8 protein-coding genes and 1 pseudogene are annotated in these 22,948 nt (G+C 33.7%); 7 read left to right on the top strand and 2 right to left on the bottom strand.

Features of this window, described 5'->3' with window-relative positions:
- Positions 1–173: 173 nt before the first annotated feature.
- Both KO504_RS17170 and murQ read right to left on the bottom strand, forming a co-directional pair.
- Positions 174–413, bottom strand: a complete 240-nt coding sequence (locus tag KO504_RS17170; RefSeq protein WP_215929010.1) for a DUF6095 family protein — start codon at positions 411–413, stop codon at positions 174–176.
- Positions 400–1,212 (bottom strand): N-acetylmuramic acid 6-phosphate etherase, encoded by an 813-nt coding sequence (murQ, locus tag KO504_RS17165; protein WP_215929005.1) that lies wholly within the window; start codon positions 1,210–1,212, stop codon positions 400–402. Before murQ ends, KO504_RS17170 begins: the two co-directional genes overlap by 14 nt.
- A 1,024-nt stretch (positions 1,213–2,236) precedes the next feature.
- Between murQ and KO504_RS17160 the strand changes: the two genes are divergently transcribed.
- The 7 genes and pseudogenes from KO504_RS17160 to KO504_RS17130 form a co-directional block, all read left to right on the top strand.
- A complete protein-coding gene (locus KO504_RS17160) occupies positions 2,237–5,266 on the top strand; it encodes a T9SS type A sorting domain-containing protein (RefSeq protein ID WP_215929003.1) in 3,030 nt (1,009 codons plus the stop codon).
- A 410-nt stretch (positions 5,267–5,676) separates the two neighbouring features.
- Positions 5,677–7,191: a helix-turn-helix domain-containing protein gene (locus tag KO504_RS17155; RefSeq protein WP_215929001.1), complete on the top strand. Its 1,515-nt coding sequence runs from the start codon at positions 5,677–5,679 to the stop codon at positions 7,189–7,191.
- Positions 7,188–8,345 carry a tetratricopeptide repeat protein gene (locus KO504_RS17150; protein WP_215928993.1) on the top strand — a complete coding sequence of 386 codons (1,158 nt, stop codon included), beginning with the start codon at positions 7,188–7,190 and terminating at the stop codon, positions 8,343–8,345. The genes KO504_RS17155 and KO504_RS17150 overlap by 4 nt, the downstream gene beginning before the upstream one ends.
- Positions 8,346–8,496: 151 nt before the next feature.
- Positions 8,497–15,792: a choice-of-anchor J domain-containing protein gene (locus KO504_RS17145; protein ID WP_215928991.1), complete on the top strand. Its 7,296-nt coding sequence runs from the start codon at positions 8,497–8,499 to the stop codon at positions 15,790–15,792.
- Between the two features lie 33 nt (positions 15,793–15,825).
- On the top strand, positions 15,826–16,761 hold the full coding sequence (locus tag KO504_RS17140) for a PorP/SprF family type IX secretion system membrane protein (protein WP_215928989.1): 936 nt from the start codon (positions 15,826–15,828) through the stop codon (positions 16,759–16,761).
- Between the two features lie 18 nt (positions 16,762–16,779).
- Positions 16,780–18,651, top strand: a complete 1,872-nt coding sequence (locus KO504_RS17135; RefSeq protein WP_215928987.1) for an OmpA family protein — start codon at positions 16,780–16,782, stop codon at positions 18,649–18,651.
- 162 nt (positions 18,652–18,813) lie between these two features.
- A pseudogene (locus tag KO504_RS17130) lies at positions 18,814–22,948 on the top strand (hypothetical protein); the annotation flags it as partial.

The raw sequence follows: 22,948 nt of genomic DNA, 5'->3' as shown, positions 1-22,948 counted from the left end.
GAATCTATCTTGAAGTAAAAAGCCTGCTGCGTTTGTATTAAAATACAAAGGAAAAATCTATTAATTACTAAAGCTCTATTCTATTTACCTAAGCAAAAGCCGTTTAATATTTTAATTTTGAATTGAGATTTAGGTAGGTGACTAATAATATAATTCTTTAAAAAGAATAAATATTATTTTTTCTTTTTAAAGATACTATCTAGAATAGTGTTAATCCCTAGAAATAAGAAAAGAATAGCACCAATGCAGAGTATAAAGGCTATAATTAGAAGCGGTATATAAAGTGGTTTTTCGCTATTATCTAATGCTAAATGTAATAATGTAGGACCTGCGAACATGAGGCCTAAACAAATTCCTAATCGTTTTAATCCTTTCGCTAATAGGTCTCTGTCTGTTCTATTATTTTCGTCCATGGGTAATACTGTCTCTTACATTTTTATGTTTACTTAATAATATAGCTGCTTCTGCTTCTGAAATGTTTAGTTCTGTCATAATCATTTTTACACCTCTATTAACCAATTTATCATTACTCAATTGCATATCTATCATTTTGTTTCCTTTCACCTTGCCTAATTGAATCATAGATGTCGTCGTGATCATATTTAGAACAAGTTTTTGAGCTGTACCAGCTTTCATTCTGGAACTTCCAGTTAAAAATTCAGGACCAACGACAACTTCAATCGGGAATTTTGCTGTTAATGCTAAAGGGCTTCCTTGGTTACATGTAATACATCCAGTTACTATTTTTTGATCATTACATTTTTTTAAAGTACTTATAACATAAGGTGTAGTACCCGATGCTGCTATACCTACAACAACATCTTTATCTGAAATATTGCATGCTTTTAAATCTTCCCAACCTTGAGTCGTGGAATCTTCTGCATTTTCAACTGCTTTACGTATGGCGTCGTCACCACCAGCAATTAAACCAATAACGAGCTCATGAGGCACTCCAAAAGTTGGAGGGCACTCAGAAGCATCAAGTATGCCTAATCTTCCACTTGTGCCAGCTCCAATATATAAAAGTCGGCCGCCATTTTTTAATTTATCTACTACTTGTTCAATAAGCACTTCAATTTGTGGTAATGCTTTTTCTACGGCTAAAGGAACCGTTTGATCTTCTTTATTTATAAGATGTGTAATCTCGCTTATTGACATTTTTTCGAGATTATTATAGTTAGAGTCTTGCTCAGTAGTTTTTATAAAATTCATGCCTTAAAGGTATGAAATAATTTCTATGAGAAATTATGAAAAGATTGATAGCGTGTCAAATTTACAATTATAACTTATTATATTTTAGATGCAGAAAAAAAGTAGTGTTGTTTATACATTAGTAGATAAGAACTTATTTAATTCTTTAACGGATAAAATTATATTTTAATTTTGACGCTTTTTAGTATTGTGGCAGTTTGTCAAATTAAGATTGTTGATATACTCAATAAAGAAGTTAATTGTTCTGTACGGACTAATGTGGTAGGTAATATGGAAACAGGTATTAGTTTCGCTATTGAATGTATAGGCCTTCTTAGTGTTTGATATTTTACCTGATACACAATCAGCTACTTTGGTATTACAAAACTATTCGATAAGAATTATTTGGAGATGAAAATTTTAGTTTGCTTACATACAGGTTTTAATGGAAACGTAATCAATAATTAAAAATTATTTGAAGGAGCTGCAACTTGAACATGCACTATGTTATATCAAAGTTATTAGCATTGATTAAATAATCTAAGGGTATAGCCAAGAAAACTATAGAAATAGTTGGTAAATCTAAATTATAGCACAAATGACTATAAAGAGGTACAAATTGGGAGCTCAATGTTTTTGATTGTGTTGGTTTAAAAAGTATAATATCTGCTATTGTAGTGATTAATATTTTATCAAAAAATGTTTTTATTTACCTAATAAAAGTATTTTATTTTGTTAAAATGTTACGTTTAATTTTATCATTAATTAATGTTATTGGTCTTTTTATTTTTTATCTAAATACTTTAAATCTGGTCGAATTTTAATAGAATTTTAAAATTTAAGTTAATTTGGTTTTAAAACAATATCAAATAATTAATTGTAGTTAATAGTCAGTAATTCAGGTTTTTAGTTGTGTTTTTTGTTTTTAATATTTCGGGAAATATTACAAACATTCACTTTATATAATGTACTTTGAATTCTATATTAGAGTTTTGAAAGATTAACCTAATTATAAATCACACTATTAATTAAAATCCAAAACCAAATGAAAAAAATTACTTTGTACATAATGATGCTCTTAAGCATTACAGCATTCTCACAAGTAGAGATTGTTGAAAATTTTGAGAATACGCCAGATTTTGAGCTTCCCACAGGTTGGACTCAAACAGGCGACTTTTTAGCGACACCTGGTTTTGCATGTGAAGGGTCTAATAAGGCGCTAGTTACAGGTTTTGAATTTGCTGGTTCAGCTACAGTTACAACTCAAAACTACACAGCTTTAACTAATGATACTGATCTTACCGTTAGTTTCTCTATAAATATTCTTGAACAAGCTACATTTTGGCCACCTATTACATATAGTGCTCCGGCAGAGGGTTGGGGAAGTGTAGTGCTCGAGTATTCCTTAGATGGAGGAGCCAATTGGATTACAGCATATACTGTAGATGATTCAAATTATACGTTTAGCGCTGTTGATAATTGTTATTCAATACCAGTGACTAATTTAGGTGTACTTACAGCAGGTAGTGACTTTCAAGCACGATTTGTAGCTACGGTAAATACAATTGCAACAGCTAAATTATTTGTTGTAATAGATAATATTTCAATGACTCAAGTGGCAACTGAAGTACCAAATTGTGATACAGTATTATTAAATCCTGTAAACGCATCTGCAGATGCTGATTTAAATACTGTTTTAACTTGGGAGGCTGCCACTGGCTTACCAACAGGATATTCTGTTTATGTCGGTACGACTTCAGGAGGAACTGATATTTTGGATGGAGCTACTACAGCAACTACAAGTTATTCGTTAGATGGCTTAGGTTTGGTTTATGAGACAGAATATTTTGTAACTATTGTACCATTTAATGGTATTGGTAGTGCAACAGGTTGTACAGAAGAAAGTTTTACGACACGTTTAACACCAATACCAGGAGCAACATGTTCTAGCCCAATAGATATAGCTACACTACCATATATTGTTTCAAATGACGATACTGCTAACTACGAAAATAATATTAATGTAGGACCTTGTGGTGGTTATCCAGAAGCGTTTATGACAGGCAATGATGTATTTTATCAAATTACACCTGATGCAGATATGTCAATAGATATTAGTCTTGCTAATGTATCTGAATATGCAGCGGCTATTCACGTTATGGAAGGTTGTCCTGATACGTCTTCAAATTGTGTCGCAACCTTAGGAGATAATTATGCATCTACACCACCTTATACAATGGAACTTACAGATGTTGTTTTATTGTCTGGTCATTCTTATTTTATTGTATTGAGTCGTGCAAGTTATGACGGTACATTTTCTTATTCTATGATTGTTACTCAGAATGAGTGTATTAATCCTGAATTTACGGTTACTCCTGTTGCTGAATGTGATTCAGGAGAATTTTCTGTGGATGTTGATATTAGTTATTTAGGTGATGCATCAGACTTAACTTTAGCGGATAATTTTGGTTATTCGAACGATGCTATCACTTCTACTGGAATTGTAAATGTTGGTCCTTATCCAACTGGAACTACAGTTGAATTTACATTGACTAATAATGGTTATACTGAATGTTCTTATTCAGATTCAACTTTCTTTTATTGTCCTCCTACAAATGACGATTGTGTAAATAGTACAGCTTTAACAATTAATACAGATGACTCATGTACCATCTATACGAGTGCAACAAATGCTGGAGCTACAGAATCTGCAACGAATCCTTTGAATTGTGATTTTACAAATAATAACGATGTTTGGTTTCACTTTGAGGCTACAAACGAAACAATCATATTAGAATACTCAAATGTTGTTGCAGCAATTGGTGATGGAGGTATAATTCAGGCGACTGAATTATTAGAAGGTAGTTGTGGTTCTTTTACAAGTTTGGCTTGTATAACATCATTTAGCAACTATATTACATTCAATAATTTAACTGTAGGTAATACATACTATATCAGAAATAGCTCAAGTAATGACGGTGAATATGCTCAAAATTTTGACATCTGTTTAAAAGAGGCACCTGCAGCACCAGCTAATGATGAGTGTGCTAATGCTACAGTATTAAACGTGTCAACTGATGAAAGTTGTGATAACCAGATTACTGGAACTACAGTAGGAGCAACAATTTCGGATGATAATAGCTGCAACGCTGACTTTACAGCGTTTTATAAAGATGTGTGGTATGTGTTTACAGCACCTGAAACTGGTTTATACAAGCTTTCTTTTGAAAGAACTCAGCTTGATCCAAGTTCATATTTCTCTGTTTATTCAGGAACTTGTGGAGCTTTAGTTGAAGAAAGTACAGATTGTTATAATAATAGTCCATACGTGCTTTCAGCGACTAGTGGTGAAAGTTATTATGTAATGGTAAGATCTGGAGATGATGGGCCTGGTATTGATTTCGATTTATGTATATTCAAATTACCACCTCCTGTTGAAAATGATAGTTGTGCTACACCAACCGTACTATCTGAATCTACAGATGCAACAGGTGATAATTTAATTTCAGGTGATTTTGCTAACGCTTATCCTTCGTCAGAATCTTGTGCATCAGGTGCTAAAACGATTTGGTATAGCTTTACACCTAGCTACACAGGACTATACCATTTTAATCTTACAAATACTGTTGGTTATCCTAATTACACAATATACAATACTGATGATTGCTCATTAACAACGGATAATTTTGTGACTGACACATATTGCTACAACTCAGGTGAACGTACAGTAGATTTAGTTGCAGGAAACACTTATTTAATAGCTGTTTTTAGTTTTGCTAGTGATATTGAATCTTTTGATTTGTTAGTTTATCCAGATGCTACATTAAGTGTAGATTCAAACAAGTTAGACGCGTTTAAATATTATCCTAACCCTATTATAAATACATTAACCATTGAAGCAAAGGCTAAAATATCAAATGTTAGTGTGTTCAACATTGTTGGTCAAAAAGTGCAGATGACTATCCCTAACAGTCTAGAGACAACAATTAATATGGAGGATTTAATTAGTGGAGTGTACTTTGTTACAATTACTACTAATGGTTCTCAAAACACTATTAAAGTTGTTAAAAAATAAGCTGTCATGACCAGAATTGATTAATAGCAGTTTAATCAGCATGGACTATAGTTAATATAGTCCATGTTTTTATTTATTTTTTTACAGAAAAAGCAGCCTATTGGCTGCTTTTTCTGTGTTTTACACAAATAATCTAAAGTAAATTTAAATCAATTTTTATTTTGTGATGTCGAATTGATATAGTTTAATATTTTTATACCTATATTTTCATATTCCTTAAAAGTATTGTTTGTAAAATTAGCCTGTTTACATTTATCCTTATAATGGGTATAACACGCAAACTAAATTTGTTTGGATATTATAACATGACATTAAATCTAAAAAATATAAAAACAATTTTTTATCGTGGCGGTTTTCCGCAGAGAAAACCTTGTCTTTTTGTGTTATTTAGTTTTTTGTTAGCAATGCAGATGTATTCGCAACAAAAAAATGATTTAGTGTTACAGGCAGAAGATCTTATAAATTCAAATCCAATTGAAGCTATAAAAATAGCAGATCATATTGCAAATATTAGTCAAAACCCAAATCAAAAAGCGATTGCTAATTTAATATTGGCTAAGAGTTATTTAACAAAAGGAGATTATGATAATGCTATCATTTTCGCCTTTGATGATAGTAACATGGCAGATAAAGTTAATATTAATACACGAATAGAAACCAATATTTTAAAAGCGACCTTATTGAGAAAGCTATATTTGGATATTCAATCTTTAGAATATTTGGATATAGCCCGTTCCTTATATTCTGAAAATTCAACAGATAAAGAAATTTTTAAATTTCAATTTGTTTTAGAGCACATCAATATGCTGTTAGATAGGCTTAAAATAGATGAAGCCTTGGCAGAAATTAAGGCTTCAGAAATTGAGTTTAAAAGTTTTTTAGATAAAAATGTAAATCAAAAAAGAGCCCTTTATTTAGTAACTGCAAAAGCCTATAATAGTTTAACCCAAAGTGATTCTGCAGCTGTATACTTAGACAAAACGTTTGAGTTAATTAACACTTCTAAAAATAATAATTTAATTGAAAAAGCTCAGATTTATAAGGAATTAGGGGTGTTACAACTACATAAAAAAGCGTTTAAAGAAAGTAAAGAAACTTTGTTCATCGCTTTACAATTTGCTGAAATATTAGATAATCCATTTTTATTAGAACAGATACATCGTGATTTAGCCATTAATTATTTGGCATCTAATCAACATAATCAACATAATGTATACTATAAAAAGTTTTTAAATCTTAATAATTCTATAGAGGAAATTGAGCAACAATCTGTCAATACTTATTTTAATGTTATAAGTGAGCAAGAAGAGCAGCGGCTAGAACATTTTAATTCAAAATATAATAAGAACTTATATATTGTTCTTGGAATAGCTTTATTCATAATAATTGTTGGGGTTTTGATTCTTGTAAAGAGTGAAAACAGAAAGAAGGGAAAAAGGCAGATTATAAATTACTTAGAGGTTAGTCGTAATATCTTTTCAAAAGTAAAACCAACAAAAAAGGTAAATCGTCAAACGAATAAACGCTTAGTAATACCCGAAGAAACCGAACAAAATATTTTATTAAAGCTTCAACGTTTTGAGAAATCGTTAAAATATCTTAATAAAGACATGTCACTTGCCATGTTAGCTGGTCAGTTTGAAACAAATACCAAATATTTATCTGAAATAATTAATAAAAATTATAACGATAACTTTAACACCTTTATTAATAAGCTTAGAGTCAATTATATCATTGAAAAATTAAAAAGTGATACCAGTTATATTAATTATAAAATTAGCTTTTTAGCAGAAGAGAGTGGTTTTTCATCACATAGTAATTTTACAACCGTTTTTAAAGGAATTGTAGGAATGTCACCGGCAACATTTATCAATTTATTAAAGCTAGAAAGAGAGGAAATTAGTGGTAATAAAGAATCTGGATGAAAATAAAATTTAAATACAGCCTTATTTTTGGTGTATTATTCTTTAATACACTGTCCATTGCAGCGATTCAATCTCCAGATAAGATAGCAGATAGTATTGTAAAAGAAGCCATTAAAGCGGTTTATAAAGATCCTAACAAAGCAATAGAATTAGCTTTAGCCGTTTATGATGACAGCTCGTATTCTATACAAGCTAGGACTAATGCGTTAATGGTCGTTTCTACAGCGTACACGTCAAAAAGAGACTATAAAAAAGCATTAGACTATATAATTAAAACTAATGAGTTTTCTAGCCAAATTGATAATAGAAAACTGCAAATAGAAATCTTATTTAAATCAGGGATTTTATATCAACAGTTAAAAATTTATGATAAGGCCATAGAGTATATGGAGGAAGTTGAAAACAGATGTTTAAATTACCCTGATCGCGACCTTATTGGTGGCACCTTGGCATCGAGTTATTTAGTTAAAGGTTTTGTTTATAAAGACAATTTAAATTGTGATATCGCCATAACGTATTTTGACAAAGGATTAAAAGAATACGAAAGATTAGGGAGATACCATCATAACAGAAGTATAGGACATTATAATAAAGGAAATTGTCAAATATTGCTTTCTGAATATGCTAAGGCAAAAGAAAGTTTTAATAAATCTAGAGAATTAGCAAAAATTGAAAATGCTAGTAGTTTAGTTTCTTTTGCTGAAAAAGGTATGGCAGAAGTATATACGCTAGAAGGTAAATACCAAGAGTCTGTTTTACTCTTACAATCTGCATTAGAAGAATCTAAAAATGTGGGTGATCTAGTTTTAAACTTGGGTATTTACAAAGGTCTGTTTGAAAATTATTTAGCACTTAATAACTGGAGTGAATATCAGAATTATTATGAACTCTTTCTTAAGACACAATTAGAAATTAAAAAATCTGAACGCAATTCTGTAAGCGTTTCAATTATTGAAAATTCTAAAAATTTAGATAATGAGGTAGAGACTATTCAATCTCAATTTAAATTTAGAATTTATATCATTACGGCGGTCGTTTTAATCTTCATAATCGTAGTGTTCTTTATTGAAATTAAAAATAATAAAGTAATAAAAGCACTACAACAAAAAATAGAAAGCACACAAAGTATTAAACCTACCATTAAAGTTAAATAACACACTATTTTTAACTAAAGCACTGATAATTAGGGTTTTGTAATGTGTTTTTGGTTGTTAGATTTCGGGAAAAAATAAAGACTTACACTATTTATATAGATGATATAGATATATATTTAGCAGTAAATTATTAATTCTGAAATTGATTCACATGAGACACAAGTTACAAAAACCTGTAGCAAAACAATTCCGTTTTTCTTCGATTACAATGTTTAAAGACTTCAAATTTTGTTTTGCCGTTACGCTTTTTTTATTTATTTCAGTCAAAGGATTTGCACAATTAGATGAAAGTTTTGATAGTGGTATTCCTACAAACCCATCAGAATGGACAATTATAAATAATGGCATAGGTTCTCAAAATTGGTCGTCTACTACAGATGGGTATTTAGGTACCAATGGAGCTTCCATAAATCCATCTGCCGATAATATAGGTGATCAAAATACCGCTCAGTATTTCTTAGTAACTCCTCAAATTGCGGTGCCAGAAAATGGTGAAATTCAATTTTATACTAAACAAGCAAGTGCCATAGATAATGGCGCACAATATGAGATAAGGCTATCAACGGCTGCCCAACCCGATGTCAATGGCTTCAATATTACGATTCAGTCTTATACAGAATCAAATTTAAATGTAGGTGATCAAACAGAATATGAAAAGAAAGTGATTGAGATTCCTACCTCAATACCGGCAGGGTTAAATATATATATTGCTTTCGTCGCGGTGAATACTCAAAATGGAGCAACTCCCACAGGTGATGAATGGTTTATAGATAACGTTTCTATTTTAGAGGGCTGTACTGAAATTGCCGATAGTGATGTTACCATAAGTGATATAACGGTAGATACTGCAGAAGTGTCTTGGTCACATCCAACAGCTAATGATTTTGAAATCCAAATAATTCCACAAGGCAGTACACCAGCAGATAGTGGTATTGCGGTGTCAGGTACAAGTTATACCTTAATGAATCTTGATCCTGAAACAGCATTTGATATCTATTTATCTGCAATTTGTGATAACGATACACAAAGTGCGTTTACAGGACCTTATACCTTTGAAACCTTAAAATATGGATTGTCTTGTGAAACGCCAATTATTGTTCCAGATCTCTCTTCTTCTCCTTACATTTTTACAGATAATTTAGCCAATTGGGCAAATCCAGACGTCAGTTATTCCACACAAGGTTCTAACTGTATATCGGGCTTGGATGGAACTAATTATTTAAATGGAGATAAAGTGTTTTTTACGTATACTCCAACACAAGATGAGTTAATATCTTTAACACAAACTACGTTTGATGGAGGAAATGAAACGGACAATTGCTATAATGCGTTAAGTACGCTTCTTGTATACGATAGTTGTTCTTCAGTAGGGGTCAACTGTATTGCGGGTGTAAATACAACTGATGGTTTTGAACCAAAATCAATTAATAATTTATTTGTAGAAGCAGGGGAAACTTATGTCATCGTAGTCTCTACATTATTTTCATCAGGTGCTGGGATGTGTTTTGAATTAGAAATTTCTGGTGGAACATGTGTGCCACCGGCAGATTTTACATTTAATAACTTAACAGAAAATAGCGTAGAATTTAGCTGGGATAATATAGGTGGTTTTGCTGATTCATGGGAGTACGCTGTAGTACCTACAGGTTCAGGAGAGCCATCGGGTGCTGGGATTTCAACTAATTCAAATATTGGGAATCTTATTAATACAGGGTTAACAACAGCTACAACCTACGATTTGTATGTAAGATCTGTATGTGATGGAATTCCAGGAGATTGGAGTAATCCAACAACTTTTACAACGCAATGTACTACGTTTGATACCCCATACTTTACCGATTTTAATAATGCAACAAATGAGAATCCAGAGCCATGTTGGACAACCATCGATGGTAATGGTGATGATGTTACTTGGAATTTTATTGGTGGTTGGGCTACTGTACAAACACAAACATCTCGTTATGAGAATAATGATTTTTATGTGTCACCACGTATTAATTTTGATGGTACACCAAAACGTATTCGATACAAACATAGTTCTACCCAAGGGGCTTCTACTTATACCGTTAAATTATCTACCACAGGGGTTGGTATAGATGATTTTACTACTGTAGTTTTACCCCCAACAACTATTAACAATACTAGTTTTCAAGAAATCATTGTGGATCTACCTGAGGATATTGTTGGTGAGGTTAATATTGCTTGGATAGTAGAGCCTAATACAACAGAGACTGCCTTGAGAGTATCTATAGATGATGTCTATATTGAAGATAAACCTAGTTGTCCAGATCCATTAAATCCTTTCGTTCTTCAAATTACAGAAGATTCTGCTTGGCTTTTCTGGACTGCAGGTGGAGAAGAAACAGAGTGGGAGCTGGCAATTCAAGATTTAAATTCAGGGTTGCCTACAGAACCAGGAATTATTACATCTAGTAATTTTCCATATATGGCAAATGATTTAGATTCCGGAAATAGGTATGAATTTTATGTAAGAGCAGTCTGTGCAGAAGATGATCAAAGTCAATGGGTTGGACCTGTACCGTTTACAACCTTATGTGAATCTTATGACACACCATTCTTCGAAAGCTTTGATGATGAAGATTCAGAAACACAAAAATTTTGTTGGGAAATTACTGATGCAAACAATGATGGAACAACTTGGATGATTGATGATTATCATGCCATAATGCAAACATCAATATTTACCCCTCCATCTGATTTTGATGACTATTTAATTTCTCCAGCAATAAATTTAGACGGAACTCCCAAGGCTTTAAAATTTAACGTTAGAGCGGATTTTTCATTATTTTCAAGTGCAGCCCGCTTTGGCTTAGAAGTATTAATGTCTACTACAAATACAAGTCCAGGAAGTTTCTCTGTGATTTCACCTTTAGAGATTATATCTAACAGTACTTATGAAGAGAAAACGATAATTGTGGAAGGTACCGGAACTGTTTATTTCGCTTTTAGAGTACCACCTGAATTTACAGGAATTTGGTCAATACTAAGTATAGATGATGTAAGCATTACCGATGCACCTACGTGTCCTAATCCATCTGATCTAGTGGTGAATACAACAACTGAAACTACCGCTGATTTATCTTGGTCTGCTGGATATGACGAAGAAGATTGGAATATTGTGGTGCAACCTGCAGGATCAGGTTTACCAACAGAAGAAGGTATTGCGGTAACAACGACTAACTATTCGGCAACCGATTTAATGACGGACACTGCCTATGAATTTTATGTTATGGCCAATTGTGGTGATGGCACCAGCGAATGGATTGGTCCTGTAACATTTAGTACACTTTGTACATCGTTTGCAAGTCCATTTGTAGAAACCTTTAATACAGATTCTGAATCTGCTGACTGTTGGCAGATTGTTAATAATAATGAAGATTATTACTTCTGGAATTTAAATAGCGCAATTGAACCTTATGAAGGAAATCAATCTGCAGGCATTCCCACAACCACTAACGGAAACAGTGACGATTGGTTAATTTCTCCAACAATTACGATTACAGAAAATCAACGTTTACGTTTTTATTACAGTGCATATAGCGGTTATTATATTGAAGATTTAGAAGTGCTTCTTTCTACTAACGGAATCGGTTTAGATCAATTTACAACCGTTTTATACGATTCAGATGAAGATCCAGTGACTATTGATAATGCCGAATATAAGGTGAAAATATTAAATTTTCCTCCGGGTATTTCTGGTGATATCAATATTGCGTTTCACATCCCTTATTTTCCTCCAAGTCCTGAAGGTTATAGAGGTCAAGTGTTTTTCTTAGACAATGTGAATATTGAAGATGTGCCAGAATGTGCACAACCGACTAATATTACCATTAACAATATTACCGATACTGAAGTTGATTTGGGTTGGGAAGTGAATGGTTCGGAATCAGAATGGGAGATTTCAGTGCAACCGTCAGGAACTCCTGCCCCAGTAGGTGATACAGATCCGGCTTATCTATATAATGCTTCAACAAATCCATATACCATTACAGGGTTAGAGCCTTCAACAATGTATGATATTTACATTAGAGCTATATGTGATGGCAGTAATGGCGAGTGGACAGCACCAGAAGTCGTTACAACTAAATGTAGTTTCGATAATTTATGTCAATATACGTTTATACTAACTAGTGATTGGAGTATATCAGCATCTCTTGAAATAACACAGAACAATCAGGTAACACAATCATTACCATTTAATGGTGAAGAAGCTGAAGAGTTTACCGTCTTTTTATGTTCGGGTGTTGAATTTTCTGTGTTCTTTGCTACTTTAGGTAGTGCGCAACACCAATATGATAATTATCAATTTGAAATTCTAAATAGTGAAGGTACTTCCATTTATACAAGTCCTTTTAGTCCACCACTAAGAAGAACAGTTTATGAAGGCACTGCCATTTGTGGTGAGATTCCTTGTCCACAACCTACGGATTTAGCCATTAGTGATACTAATGTAATGTCTTGGACTCCTGGAGGAAGTGAAACGGAATGGGAAGTTGCTATTCAACCGATTGAAAATGGTACGTTACCACAATCAGGAACCATTGTTTCAACTAATTCTTATACACCTACTGCGGCAGATTTTAATGATCCTTATGCAGCCACCTATGAGTATTTTGTAAGAGCCGTTTGTAGTGCAGATGGAGAAAGCTATTGGTCTGGTCCTTTCGATTTTGTAAGAAATGATGATATTACCACCGCTTTAAGCCTTCCGGTAAATACAGATGATTCTTGTGATCTTAAAGCCACAGAAGTTTCATTCGTAGATGCAACGGTTTCAGCTGAAACTATGAGTTGTGATGGTGATAATGCTGGTGATGTTTGGTTCGATTTTACAGCCGAATCACTAGTGCATATTATTGAAATCAATGGTTTTACAGGGAGTTTCTATGATACCAGTGGAGATATGCCTTATCCTGATATTACTATGACACTTTACAAAGACAATGGTGGCAGTCTTCAAGAAATTGCTTGTACTTATGATAAAGTTTTAGTGGCGATGTATGCTTCAGAATTAGTTGTTGGTGATAACTATAAATTGAGGTTAACCCTAAATAGTTCAGAGCCTAATGATCGTAGATTTCAAGTATGTTTAAGAACACCGTTAGATCTTTGTGATGTTAAAACAGTTAACGGTGGTTTTGAGGAACCTGGTTTAGATTATTTAAGTGGTATTACTTCAATAGCTGCTATTCAGCCGATGCCAGGTTGGAGAACTAATTTAGATTGGCAAGCGATTTTTATTTGGGAAGGAATAAATGCCCCTGGTTTTGATGCCTATGAAGGCTCTCAATGTGTTCAAATACTTTCAGATGAAAATGAACCTGTAGATCCTAACGACCTTGATGTAAAAGGATATTATAGAGATTTTGATACTTCAGAAATTACATTGTTTGATTATAGTTATGCACATCTCGGAAGAGGTGAGAATAGTATAGTACAATTATTTGCTGGTTCTCCTGATGGGCCTTATACGTTGGTTAGTCAAAATTTAGCAGAGGTACAAGCTTGGACACTAATATCAGGTGAATACCAAGTTCCAGAAGGGCAGACCGTGACGAGATTTATTTTTAGAGCTGCAGGAGACAATGTCATTGGAAATATCATAGATGCGGTTGAGTTTATTCCAAATAATACCATTGTTTCAGAGCCGTTTACTGTAGACTGTGATAATGTCATAGCGAATGTGGAAGCAAATGGATCTGGAACATGGATAGCTAGTGGTTCCAATCCAGGATCGGTAACAATAGCAGATGCTACTAGTAATGCAACAGCTATTACTAATTTTGTGCAACCAGGAGTTTACACCTTTACATGGCAAACGTCTTATTGTTCATACGACATCGAAATTACGTATAACGGTATTTCTGATATACCAGAAGTTACAAGTCTCGTGGAGTATTGTTTAAATGATACCGCAGTACAACTGGCAGCTACACCTTCAGATACCTATAGTTTAATGTGGTTTACCCAAGCTACCGGAGGCACAGGTAGTGCAACAGCACCAACGCCAGACACCTCAGTAGTAAACACAACCACGTACTATGCAGCTTATGTAGATGTCGAAGGTTGTGAAGGCCCGCGATCAGAAATAGAAGTAGTGGTGAGTGAATCCTTTACACCAGAACTCACATTTACTTATGAAGATGTATGTGTGGTTTCAACACAAAATCCAAGTCCAAGTTTAAGTACCGATTTTGAAACTGGAGGTACATTTTCATCAACCACATTAACGGTAGATACTACAACAGGTGCTATTGATATGGCTTCAGCATCAGTAGGACAACATGATATCATTTATACGTACGATGGAGATGAAGAAACGTGTACGTTATCAGGATCATATGTGGCTACAATTGAGTTTACAGCGGCATCTATTCCTGTGACTGTTTTTAATTATGGAACTGAGGCCTATTGTGTATTATCATCAGAGACTATTATACCAACATTAACTCCTAATTTTACACAAGGAGGTATATTTAGTTCTTCAACATTAACGGTTAATCCAACTACAGGAGCTATTGATATGGCTTCAGCAAATTCAGGTAGCCATGAAGTTACTTATACAGTTGAAGCAAATGCGACAGCATGTTCTGATACAGGTTCTTCTATTTCAACTATTCTCATTACGGCAAGTACGAGTCCAATAACTGAATTTAGTTATGCTGAAGATGTTTATTGTGCAGATACAAATACTATTCTTCCAGAGTTTGCGACAGGGTTTACAACTGGAGGAACGTTTAGTGCCGAAAGTGGTTTATCTATAAACGCGACAACAGGTGAAATTAATGTGGCTTTAAGTACTTTAGGTAATTATGACGTTACTTATGAAATTTTAGAAGACATTTCTAATTGTGCAGAAGGGAGTGTAGGGACGTTTAATATTACGATATTAGATACTATAGACGTTGTTGTTGAAGGTGAATGCGATGGTTCTAATTATACATTAACGGCACTTCCTATTGACGATTCTTTTGATACTACCGAAGCAAATTACGCATGGAAGGATGCAAGTGGAAATATTGTAGGAGATAATTCAGAAGTATTTAATGTTACAGATTATGCGAATCAAAATCCTAATGCAATTGTACCATTACAATTCTCTGTAACGGTAGATTTTGGTGGTTGCTCAACAACTACAACTTACACAACCGAACGTTTGTCTTGTGGAAGTATTCCTCAAGGTATTTCTCCGGATGGAAATAATAAGAATGATACGTTTGATCTCACAGGTTATGGTGTTAATTCTCTATTGATTTTTAATCGTTATGGTACAGAAGTGTATAAATATAATGGTAATTATACCAATCAATGGCATGGACAAACTAATGATGGTAAAGCATTACCAGATGGTACCTATTTCTATAGCCTTCAAAAAGACGATGGAAGTTCAGTAACAGGTTGGGTGTATATCAACAGAGCACAATAATTATAAAAGACAATAAAGCAATATTATATACAGATGAAAAAAATATATTTTACACTAGCTTTTACACTTATATTTTTTATGAGTGCTAATGCGCAACAAGACCCTCAGTATACACAATATATGTATAATATGAATGTTGTAAATCCGGCTTATGCAGGCTCTAATGAAGCTTTATCTATCGGATTATTATACAGATCACAATGGGTTGGTATTAATGATGCGCCAAAAACAGCAACACTTTCAGTACATAGTCCTATTGATAATAATGTAGGTTTAGGATTATCTGTTATTTCAGATAAAATTGGACCTGTAGAAGAAAATAATGTTTTTGCCGATTTTTCATATACTTTAAACTTGGGAGGAGAACATCGTTTAGCATTTGGATTAAAAGCAGGAGCAACATTTCATAACATAGGTTTGTTTAGTGATATTGGAAATGGTTATGTGCCAGATGCAGGAGATGAGGCTTTTAGCGAAAATACAAATAATACGTATTTAAATATTGGAGCTGGTGCATTTTATTATACAGATAAATATTATGTGTCTTTGTCGGTACCAAATATGTTAAAAAGCACATATTTAGACGTTACAAATAATGGACAAGAGTTTAGTTATGGCTCTGAGGTATTACATTATTTTCTTTCTGCGGGTTATGTGTTTGACATTGCAACTAACACAAAATTCAAGCCTTCATTTTTATTAAAATCAGCATTTGAAGCCCCAACCTCTTTGGATCTGTCTGCTAACTTTTTATTCTATGATAAATTTGAAGTAGGAGCTACTTACCGTTTAGACGATTCTGTAGGTGCTATGGCTAATTTTGCAGTAACTCCAGACATTAGAATAGGTTATGCTTATGACTATACAACATCAGACCTTAATATAAAATCATCTGGCTCACATGAAATTATGTTGTTATTCGATTTAAATTTCTCTAAAAAAGTATCAATCTCACCTAGATTCTTCTAACATCTAAAACATTTTAAAATGAAAAAAATATATAGTCTTTTAAGCTTGTTTTTAATTATAACTTCAGGCTTCGGACAAAATAAACAGTCAGAAAAAGCAGATAAGCTTTATGAAGGTTATCAATATGTAGATGCTATTGAAGCCTATTTAGAAGTTGTTGACGACAATGACGCAGATACATATGTGTATAAGCAATTAGCCGATAGTTATTACCACTTGTTTAACATCAAAGAAGCTTCAAAGTGGTATAAAAAAGCTTTGGAAACTACACAAGATGCGGAAACGTATTTTCGTTATGCTCAGGTTTTAAAGTCTGAAGGCAAATATAACCAGGCGAATACACAAATGGATAAATTTGCAAAACTAGCCCCTAAAGACCAACGTGCCCAAGCCCATTTAGCAAACCCGAATTACATTCCGCAATTAGCAGATATCACCAAAACATTTGAAGTTGAGGATATTACTATAAATGACGCGGAACACAGTGATTTTGGAGCCGTATTATCTAACGACAATATCCTCTACTTTGTAAGTACAAGAAAAACTTCAGGAAAAGAAGATGCATGGACCAACCAACCGTATTTAGATATTTACAAATCCACTAGAGATGAAAAAGGTAATTTATCAGTGCCAGAAGAAGTAAGCGAATTAAACACCATGTATCATGATGGCCCTTTAACGATAAGCGCCGATGGAAAAACCATGTACTTCTCACGAGATGGCCACAGTGATGGCACCTATAAAAAGTTAAAAAGCAAACGTGTAAAAGTAGCACAGCAAGGCATTTATAAAGCGACTATGGTTGATGGTAAATGGGGTAATATAGAAGCCTTACCGATTAATAGTATTGAGTATACCGTAAGTCACCCAAGTATTAGTAAGGATGGTAAAACACTTTATTTTGCCTCTAATATGCCTAATGGATTTGGAGATTCTGATATCTGGAAAATAAGTGTGTCTGGAGATACTTATGGAGAACCGGTCAACTTAGGGCCTAAAGTCAATACCTCAGGTAAGGAAGGTTTTCCGTATATCAGTGAAAATAATATCTTATACTTTGCATCAAGCGGACACCAAGGTTATGGAGGGCTAGATATTTTTAAATTTGATTTAAACAAAAAAGAAGCATCGGTTAACTTGGGAAAGGTAATTAACACTAATAGAGACGACTTTGCTTTTGGTGTTAACAACACTCTAAAAGTCGGTTATTTTTCATCAAATAAGTCAGGAGTAGATAATATTTATAAGGCCATTCCAATCTGTCAGTTTAAAACTATAGTATTTGTGAAAGACCAAGATACAAACGCCATACTTTTGGGAGCAAGTGTAACTATTTTAGATGCAGAAAACAACACCATAGCATCACATAGCACTAACGTTAAAGAGATCACTAGTTTTAATGTGAGTTGTGATAATAATTATACCATAACAGTTTCAAAAGAAGGTTATGAAACAGCGTCATTTAAAGTTGCAACTTCAGAAGGTGAAGATGTTACAGTTAATACTGATTTAAAACCAATTAATGAGATGATTACGGAGACAGAAGTCAAGTTAAATAACATTTACTTTGAGTTTAATAAAAGTAACATTACTAATCAAGGTGCTTTAGAATTAGATAAATTGGTTGCTATTATGAAGGATTACCCAGAGATGAAAATTATGGTGAGATCACATACAGATACCAAAGGAAGTGCCGATTACAATTTAAAACTGTCTGAAAGACGTGCACAATCTACGATGCAATATGTAATCTCTAAAGGTATAGGTAAAGAGCGCTTATCAGCCAAAGGTATGGGAGCGACAACACCAAAAATAGATTGTAAATCTAACTGTACAGAGGAGGAAAATGCTCAAAATAGACGTTCAGAATTTCTTATTATTAAAGAATAACAGTTTTGTAATTAATTAAAGAAAAGTAATTGCTTTTAGAATAGGAGTTTTTATTTACAAATTGTTATAGTTGCAATCTCAAATACTTCTATTTTAATAAAAAATTATGATTTTGTTATAACACAATTAATTAGGAATAAAATAGATGATAAAAAATATTAGATGAAGAAGATTTTACTCTTATTAATTTCTATAGTTCTTTTCTTTGAAGTGCAAGCACAAGAACCAAATGATTGTGTAAATGCTATTGTAGTTTGTGGTAATGAAACATTTATGTCTAACGCTACAGGTATAGGAAATACTCAGGAAGTTTCTGGATGTGGTGGTTTTGAAAATAATTCGATATGGCTAGAGGTTAATATAGCACAATCAGGAACTTTAGGATTTGATTTAATTCCTGATGATCCAGATATTATGGTCGATTATGATTTTTGGGTTTTTGGCCCCAATCGATCATGTGAAGATTTAGGTAGTCCTATCCGTTGTGCAACTACCAATCCTAATCAAGCAGGTTTATCAAATAATCATACAGGTATTAATGGGAGTACAACATTAACACAATCAGGACCAGGAGCTAGTGGTAATAGCTATGTGTATTGGTTAAATGTTACAGTAGGAGAGTCGTATTTTATTGTTATTGATAGACCTACAGGAGATGGTGGTTTTCAATTGGAATGGACAGGTACTGCTAATGAAGGTTCTGGTGCATTTCCTGCACCTCCAGAAACTAATGACATTGAAGATGTAAAACAATGCAGTAGTAATCCAGATGTTGCTGTTTTTGATCTAAATAGTATAAAATCAAGTATTAACCCAGACTCAGGAGTTGTTATCGATTTTTATGAGAGTTTAGCAGATGCAACCGATGATGTTAATGAGTTGCCAGGTATTTATGCTAATACTGCTAATCCTCAGCAAATTTATGCTAAAGTAAAATCAGGAATAACAGGTTGCTATTCTTTAATTGATTTTAATTTGGTAGTTACACCTATTCCGGATGCCACCATAGCGGTTTCAAATACTGACATTTGCTTAGGAGAAGAGGTAACATTTACAATCACGGGAACTCCAGATGCTGTGATTCATTATAATATAAACGGAGGAACAACGGAAGAGGTTTTATTAGATGCCACAGGTACAGCGACACTTGTTCAATCTCCAATGTTAAATACAGAAGTTAATTTGGAAGATGCTCAGATTTTGACTGCGACCAATACAGTGGTTTGTTCACAGGCATTAACAGATTCCACTTCAGTTACAATTCAAACAAATACAACACCAACAATTATTAATAATTCACCTATTTGTGAAAACGAAAATGGAGAATTACAATTATCAGGCGATCCTAATGCCATAATTACATATACCGTTGATAGTGGCGCACCTCAAACATTAAACTTAGGTGCAACTGGGAATTTTACACTTACAATTCCAAATTTAACCGCAGATACAGATATTGAAATTATATCAGTTACTAGAGATTTACTTCCTAATTGTGAACTGGTATTAAATATTACAGAAACTATCGTAGTAAATCCTTTTCCAGATTATTCGGTTTTAGGCTTTTTATATAAATGTAATGATGGTGTAAATCCCAATACAGCAAGTTTTGATTTAGATGCAGTAAGTGCAGGTATTATTGATGGCCCTATCCCTAATTTAACCATAACTTATTTTGAAACCCAAGCCTTATCAATTAATGGAGATCCAACAGACGCCTTAGTTTCAACATATAATAGCACATCTGCAAATCAAACGGTATATGTACGCTTAGAGACTGATTTAGGGTGTGTTATGTTTTCAACGCTTCAATTAAATGTTATAGAAACTCCTATTGCAAATACACCACCAGATTTGCAAACTTGTGCTTTTAATAATTCAGGTATTGGTATTTTCGATTTAACTGAAGTTGAAGCTGAGGTTATTGCAGGAAACACACAAGGAGTTCAAGTATCTTATTATGTTTTAGAAGTTGAAGCTGAAGCAGGAATCCCTTCGATTACAAATCCTACTACATTTGAAAATACAGATGCCTATAACCAAACTATTTATGTTCGAGTTGATTCGGATGCGACTGACTGTTATAGTATTGCGCCATTAAACTTAGAAGTGTTTGATAATCCAACGATCACAACTCCAGACAATCTTGAAACTTGCGATGATGTCAGTAATGATGGTTTAGCACAATTTAATCTTGAAAATCAAACTGCCATCATACTTAATGGAGCAACAGGTATAACGGTTACGTATCACTTGTCTCAATTAGATGCCGAAAACAATGATGATGCTATAACAAGTTTATATACAAATGAGAGTAACAACCAGACAATATATGTTCGTGCAGAAAACGATTTAAATACAAGTTGTTTTACAACAATAACCTTTGATTTAGTAGTAAACCCATTACCAGTCTTAATAGCGCCAAGCGCTTTAGAAGTTTGTGATGATGGTATTCCAGATGGTTTAACAGAGATCGATTTAAGTCTTAAGAACACAGAGATTACAGGTAATAATCCTATCTATTCTGTAAGCTATTATTTAACACAGTTAGACGCAGATTCAGAGACCAATCCATTGCCTACCTTATATACTAATACGAGTAATGGTCAAATCATTTTTGTACGTGTAGAAGATACAAATACAGGCTGTTATGATACAACGACCTTAGAGTTAATAGTAGAGCAAGCGCCAATAGCATTTACACCACAAGCATTACGCTACTGTGATCCTGATAATGATGGTTTTGGATTGTTTAACCTTACAAGTGTTAACAATGAAATCACAGGTGGAGCACCAGGGTTAACGGTAACTTACCATGAAACAGAGATCAATGCAGATAATGGTGTAGATGCCATAGATACTACAGTTAATTATAATAACATTGTACAAGATGCTCAGACACTTTATGTAAGAGTAGAAAGTGCAACAATAGCTACAGATTGTGCAACGATTGTGGAGTTAGATTTAATTGTAGAGCCAACACCACAACTAGTAGCGCCAACGCCATTAGAAGTTTGTGATGATATCTCAGCAGATGGATTTGCGAGCTTCGATTTAACCACTAAGGCAAACGAAATATTAAACGGTCAAGATCCAACGCAGTATATTGTAAGCTATTATGAAAGTGAAGCGAATGCATCCACCGGATTGAATCCTATAGCTAATCCTTTAGCTTATACCAATACAGACGATTTTAATCAAATCATTTGGGTACGCGTAGAAGATAATACAACAGTAGAAGGCTGTTACAAATTAATAGCCTTAGAATTAATTGTTAATGCATTACCTGTTTTAGTAACCCCAGCACCTTTAGAGTTGTGTGATGTAAACAACCCAGGAGATGAGCAAGAAGCTTTTATTTTAGAAGAAGCCAATGCTGAGATTTTAAATGGGCAAACAGGTATAACCTTAACGCATTACGAAACGCAATTAGATGCAGCTAATGGAACCAACCCAATCGTAAGTCCTTATACAAATTTAAGTAATGCTCAAACGATTTTTGTAAGAGCTCAAAACGATATTACGGGTTGTTACAATACGGTAACGGTAACCCTAAGAGTTAATCCAATACCATCACCAGAAACATCACCAGAGCCAATAGAGGTTTGTGACGAAGACAATGATGGATTTGCTGAGTTTGATTTAGAGATTCGTACCGTAGAAATCACTAACGGAGAATCGGATGTTGTAATTACTTATCACGAAACTCAGACCGATGCGGAAATGGGTGATAATCCAATTACGGGATTATACACAAACATCGTTGCAAACAATCAAATCATTTATGTGCGTTCAGAGAACACCATAACAGGTTGTTATAGTCTCACAGAAAACACACTAGAGCTTATTGTACATCCAGCACCGGAAGTGCCAATAGATATAGCACCTTATATCATATGCGATAGCGATAACGATGGTTTAGCCCAGTTTGATCTTACAACAAAGGATGCAGAAATTCTTAACGGTCAAGACCCAACTGCAGTAGTGTTAACGTATCATGTAAGTGCTGTAAATGCAGAGGACGGTAGTAACCCAATTATCAATGTTGGTAACTATACCAATAATGGTAATCCACAAGTTATTTATGTACGCTTATATGATCCAATTACAGAATGTTTCGATACAGGAATGTTTGAATTGAATGTAGCATTACCACCAGAGGCTATACAGCCAACACAGTTAAATGCCTGTGATGATTTAGGAGAAGTACCAGGTGATGAGATCACGGAATTTGACCTTACTTTAAAAGATGCAGAAATCACAGGAGGTAATGCGAGCTGGTCAGTTGCGTATTACG

Origin of the sequence: Winogradskyella psychrotolerans, from assembly GCF_018860565.1 — a bacterium.
Classification (GTDB): domain Bacteria; phylum Bacteroidota; class Bacteroidia; order Flavobacteriales; family Flavobacteriaceae; genus Winogradskyella; species Winogradskyella damuponensis.
Note: the sequence above shows the minus strand (reverse complement) of the source record. Positions and strands in the feature narration are given on the sequence as shown.